General features: G+C 63.5%; 2 protein-coding genes. One reads left to right on the plus strand and one right to left on the minus strand.

Annotated elements, in window-relative coordinates; all coding sequences use genetic code 11:
• The first annotated feature begins 253 nt into the window (after positions 1-253).
• Positions 254-625, plus strand: a complete 372-nt coding sequence (locus AC1MDC_RS28530) for a DUF6124 family protein (RefSeq protein WP_480394180.1) — start codon at positions 254-256, stop codon at positions 623-625.
• A 67-nt stretch (positions 626-692) separates the two neighbouring features.
• On the opposite strand, the gene AC1MDC_RS28535 is transcribed toward AC1MDC_RS28530, so the two are convergent.
• A partial coding sequence (locus tag AC1MDC_RS28535; RefSeq protein ID WP_480394181.1) for an Ig-like domain-containing protein occupies positions 693-6,006 on the minus strand: 5,314 nt, incomplete at its 5' end.

The raw sequence follows: 6,006 nt of genomic DNA on the forward strand, positions 1-6,006 counted from the left end.
TGAGGGCGGGCTCTATTGTTTGGCGGTCGCTGAAAAACAGCGATCGGGTTTAGCAGCCCGGATCTACTCTAGACGCACAATGCCGTTCGTTCGTGATCAGGCTCACGCCTGTCCGTTCACGTTATGGCGGCTTTGCGTGGGGCACTTCGGTGCGCCGGGTTCTAGAGTCCTGGTCTGCTAACCCGCGTACGGCCGCCACCTCTTTCGTTTAGCAGCGACGCGTGGCGCCTCCACTACTCTAGAGGCTTTACCCATGATCAAACCCACGCCAAACCCGCCGGAAGTCGATTCGACTTCCCCCTACGAAACCCTCGATTCCAAGAAATTCCACGAAGCCGCCGAACGCGCCCTCGATCATTACCTCAATCCCCTCCTCCCCCGAAAACCGCTGCTCAAACCCAACACCCGTTACCTCATCGCCCCCGGCATCCCGAGCGAAGAGCTGCTGGCAGACGCCTGCGAAACTCTGACCTCGGCCAAAACCATGGCCAGCGATTTCGCCGGGATGATCGATGCGCCGCAACGGCACGTGCTGCTGGGCATCGGGCAGCTGATCATGCTGGCGGAACTGGCGGTAAATCGGGTGCTGGATGATGTGGAGTTGAAAGCAGAAGCGCCGCTATAACCTGAGCAAAGAAAAACCCGCTGCCCCGATCACTCGGGGCGGCGGGTTTTGTCATCTCAGCCCCGGCTCACACCGTGTCCACCTTCAACGAATGATCATTCAACATCCCGTTGATGATGGTCGCCGTGTCATGCCCGCCGGCAATCACTCCGCCCGCCCCCGGTGTCACGCCGTAATGGCTGGCCAGGTTGACGCCCGCCAGGTCAATGGTCTGAGTCGGCGTAGCACCGGCCATGGCGCTGACGTCAATGGTGGTGACCACCGAAGCGCCGCTGCCAGTGACGGTGAAGTGCAGGTAGTCATCCAGTGACGCCGCCGTGCCGTTTTCACCTTGCAGCAGTTGCGACAGGTCGAGCTTGTCTGTGCCGGGGGTGAAGTCGGTGACGAGGTCATGGCCGCTGTTGCCCTTGAGCCACTGGAAGGTGTCGGCGCCCGGCCCGCCGGTCAGGGTGTTGTTGCCCATCCCGCCGATCAGCAGGTCATCGCCCCCGCCGCCGTTGAGGATGTCGTTGCCCAGGCCACCGTTGATGACGTTGTTATTGTTGTCGCCGGTCAGGGTGTCGTTGAAGTTCGAGCCGACCAGATTTTCGATGCCGGTCAGGGTGTCTGTCCCGGCGCCAATGGTGTTTTGCGCACCGAGCAGGCCGAGGTTGACCGTCACCCCGGCGGTCGCATGGGCGTAGCTGGCGGTGTCGATGCCGCTGCCACCGTCGAGCAGGTCGTTGCCCGGGCCGCTGTAGAGCAAGTCGTTGCCGGCGCCGCCGTGCAGTTCGTTGTTGCCGGAGCCTGCGGTCAGCACATCGTTGCCGTCGCCGGCATTGATGATGTTGTCACCGGTGCCGGCCACCAGCACGTCATCGCCCGAGGTGCCGGTGAGGGTGTGGCCGTCCTGGTAGCTGATGGTCACGTTCGCCGTATCGCTGCCGCCATGGTTGTCGTTGGCGGTGTAGGTGCCGTGGTAGTCCGGGGTGATGTCGTGGGCCCCGGCGTAGTTGAGGGTCATGGTCAGCTGGTAGTTCTCCGCCGCATTGGCGTTGCTGCCCGTGGTGTTGGTGATGTTGGTGATGTGGATCTGATAGACGCCGTCGGACGTCGCGGTCAGGGTCTGGCCGTCCGCGAGGGCGATGTACGCGCCGCCGTTGATCGAATACTCCATGGTGATGTGACCGGCCGCCAGGTTGTGGTCCAGGTTGAGGGTTTCGCCCTGGCGCAGGTTGACGGTGATGCGGTCTTCATCGTTGGCGTTGGTGTTGGTCACCGCACCGAGGTAACCGCTGACCACCAGCACGGCGGTCATGGTCGCGGCGTTGGCGCTGAACGCATTGCGCACGTTGGCCAGGTTCTGGTTGGCGGCGGTGTTGGCATTGGTGCCGGTGAAGCTGATCGCGCCAGTGCCGGTGAAGTCTGCCGATTTGGAGATCCAGCCGGTGTTGAACGAGGTTGGCGTGGCGTTGAGGGTGTCGCCGTTCGGATCGGTGTCGTTGGCCAGCAGCAGTTCGCCCGGCACCACGATATTGCCCGATAGCACGTTGGTGATGATGTGGTCGTCCACCGCCACCGGAGGCGCGTTGGGGATCACTTTCACGGTCAGGGTCGAGCTGGCGAGGTCGCCGTCGTTGTCGCTGAGGGTGAAGCCGATGTTCTCGGTGATCACCACGCTGGTGGTTTTCTGCGAGGTGTAGCTGTAGTCGCCGGTGTCGAGGTTGACCACCAGGGTGCCGCTGTTGTTGGTGGCGATGCTCAGGGTGTTGTTCACCGTGTTGAAGGTGCCGTGGTTGGCGCCGCCGCTGGCGACCAGTGAACCCTGGCCGCCGTTGGCTTTCGGGTCATAGGTGTAGGTGGTGCCGTCGACCACGATGGACTTGATGAACCCGCCATCCGCGCCGAACGTGCCGCCCTCGCCCAGCAGCGAACCGGTGACCGGCGCACCCTCGACAGTGCCGGAGAGCACCGAGTTGAGCTGGTTGAGATCGGTGACCACCACCGCATTGGTGTTGGTGTGCGTGATGCCGTCGTAGGCCAGCGGATCGAGGTTGGCGTTACTCACGCCGCTGCCCAGGCCGATCGCGTAGTTCTTGATGTTGTTGGCATCGAGGAACGCCTTGAGCGTCGCCTCGTCGGCGGTGCCGATGTCACCCTCGTTGGGTTTGCCGTCGGAGAAGAAATAGCCGACGTTCTGCGCCCCGGTGAGTTTGCCGGAGGTGTTGAACGCGTTGTACATGGTCGCCACGGCCGCATCGTAGTTGGTGCCGCCGCCCGCACTCAGGCCGGCCAGAAGGGTCTTGGCCGTGGCGACATCGACCCACACCGAAGTGCGGTCGGTGGCGTTGCTGCTGAAGGTGACGAGCTGCACTTTCACATCACCCAGATCGTCGTACTTGTCGAGCAAGGCACTGATCGCCTGCTTGGCCAGGTCCAGCCGCGACAGGCCCGGTACGCCGGAGGCGTCGGCCATGCTGCCGGAGATGTCGAGGACGATGAGGATGTTGGAGTCGATCTCCACCGCCGCCACCGAACGATCCGACGCTACCGCTTTGGGCACGTCGTCGACGATGTTGACCACGAGGGTGCTGGTGGTGCTGTTGCCCAGCGCATCGGTGGCTTTGTAGGTGAAGCTTTCGCTCAGGGTGTTCGGCCCGTCGTTGGCGTTCGGCGTGGTTTTCGGCGCCGAGGTCAGGGTGTAGGTGTAGGTGCCGTCGGCGTTGAGCTGGATCTGCCCGTAAGTGCCGGTGGCGCTGCCGACCAGGGTGTAGGTGATCGCCCCGCTGCCGCCGCTGACCGAACCGACCAATGTGCCGCTGGCAGTTTCGCCGGTATTGGAAGGATCGCTGCCGGTGACCGTGCCGGGGGCCAGATCCTGGCCGTCCTTGGTCAGGTCGAGGGCTTTTTCGTAGACGGTCACGTCCTGATCGGTCGAGGCCACGAGTTTGCTGTCGGCGACGTTGACGGTGATGGTGGTGGTGCTTTCGTCGCCGTCACTGTCGCGGATGGTGTAGGTGAACGTGTCGGTGGCGCCCGGCGGGCTCACCGAGTTCGGGTTGCTGTGATAGACCGCGTTGCCGGCCGCATCGAGGGTCAGGTAACCGTAGCTGCCGTTGATGTTGCTGTTGAGCCCGCCGATGGCCGAGGTCGCAGTGTCACTGCCGGCACGCACGCCGACCACAACGGCCGCACCATCGGCACCGCTGACATCATTGCCCAACACGCTGATGTTGACCGTGCCGCCCTCCGCCACCGAGCCGGTGTCGGCCTTGGCGGTCGGCAAGTCATCGATGATGTTGACGTTGATTTGCCCGGTCGCAGTGCTGCCATCGGTGTCCGTCGCCACCACGTTGAAGTTCTCGGTGAGGCTGTTGGCGCCGTTGGCGTTCGGGTGGGTTTCGTTATCGACCAGGGTGTAGCTGTAACTCACCACGCCGGTAGCCGGGTTGTAACCGGTGATGGTCAGCGTGCTGCCCAGCGGAGTGACGATCGATTGCGGGAAGCCTGCGGCGACGCCGTTGGTCATCACGGCAATGCCGCCCACGGTCAGGGTTTGCAGACCGTCGAGGGCCGTCACAGTGAAGGTGCCGCTCTGGGTCAGCGCCGGGATGTCGGGGCTGGTGCCGTCGCTGAGGTTTTTCTCGTAGACGGTGAGTTCGCCGCCATTCACGTCGAGGCCGTTGAGGACCACCGGATCGTCGTTGTTGTGGATGTTCAGCACCAGGTTGGCGGTGCTGGTGTCGCCGTCGGCATCGGTCAGGGTGTAGGTGAAGGTCTCGGTGCCGTTGCCACCGCCGTGCAGGTTTTTGAAGTCCGCATCGTTGGTGTCGAGGGTGTAGGTGTACGTGCCGTTGGCGTTCAGCACCAGGGTGCCGTAAGTGCCGATGAAGGTGCCGGGGGTGATCGGGCCGGCATTCGGACCGGTCGCCACCACGTCGGCGCCTTGCACGTCGTTGGTCAGCACGTTGCCGTTGAGGGTCAACTGGGTTTCCGACGCGGTGCTGGCGTTGCTGTCGTTGATCGCCTTCGGCACGTCATCGACGATGTTGACCACGATGGTGCTGGTGACGACGTTGCCCAGCGAATCGGTCGCCTGGTAGGTGAAGGTTTCGGTCAGGGTGTTGGCGCCGTCATCGGCGTGCGGGGTGGTGCTGGCCGGTGAGGTCAGGGTGTAGGTGTACGTGCCGTCGGGGTTGAGCACGATCTGCCCGTAGTTGCCGGTGGCGCTGCCGACCAGCGCATAGCTGATCGCACCTACAGCGCCGGTGACCGAGCCGACCAGCGTGCCGGACGCTGTTTCCCCGGTGCTGGCCGGATCGCTGCCGGTGACCGTGCCGGCGGCCAGATCCTGGCCGTCCTTGGTCAGGTCGAGGGCTTTTTCGTACACGGTGACGTCGTTGTCGCTGACCGCTTTGAGGCAGCTGTTGTAGACGTCGATGGTGATAGTGGTGGTGCTTTCATCGCCATCGGAATCGCGCACGGTGTACACGAATACGTCCACCGCACCCGGGCCGCTCACGGCATTCGGGTTGCTGTGATAGACCGCGTTGCCGTTGGCGTCGAGGGTCAGGTAGCCGTAGGTGCCGTTGATGTTGCTGTTGAGGCCGCCGATGGCTGAGGTCGAGGTGTCGGATCCGGCGCGCACGCCGACCACGGCACCGCTGACAGCCGGGCCGTCGGCGCCGCCGATGTCGTTGTCCAGCACGTTGCCGCTGACGGTGCCGCCCTCCTGCACTGACGTTGCGTCAGGCTTGGCGGTCGGCAGGTCATCGATGATGTTGACGTTGATCTGCCCGGTGGCGGTGCTGCCATCGGTGTCGGTCGCCACCACGTTGAAGTTCTCGGTGATGCTGTTGGCGCCGTTGGCGTTCGGGTGGGTTTCGTTATCGACCAGGGTGTAGCTGTAGCTGACAACGCCGGTGGCCGGGTCGTATCCGGTGATGGTCAGCGTGCTGCCCAGCGGCGTGACCGCCGATTGCGGGAACCCGGCCGCGACGCCGTTGGTGATCACGGCAATGCCGCCCACGGTCAGGGTCTGCAGACCGTCGAGCGCGGTGACGGTGAAGGTGCCGCTCTGGGTCAGCGCCGGAATGTTGGGGCTGGTGCCGTCGCTAAGGTTTTTCTCGTAGACGGTGAGTTCGCCACCGTTGACGTCGAGGCCATTGATGATCACCGGATCGTCGTTGTTGTGGATCTGCAGGACGAGGTTCGCAGTACTGGTATCGCCGTCGGCGTCAGTGATGGTGTAGGTGAAGGTCTCGGTGCCATTGCCGCCGCCGTGCAGGTTTTTGAAGTCCGCATCATTGGTGTTGAGGGTGTAGGTGTAGGTGCCGTTGGCGTTCAGCACCAATGTGCCGTAAGTCCCGGTGAATGTACCCGCCGTGATCGGGCCGGCATTG

This window comes from Pseudomonas sp. 1, from assembly GCF_056626735.1.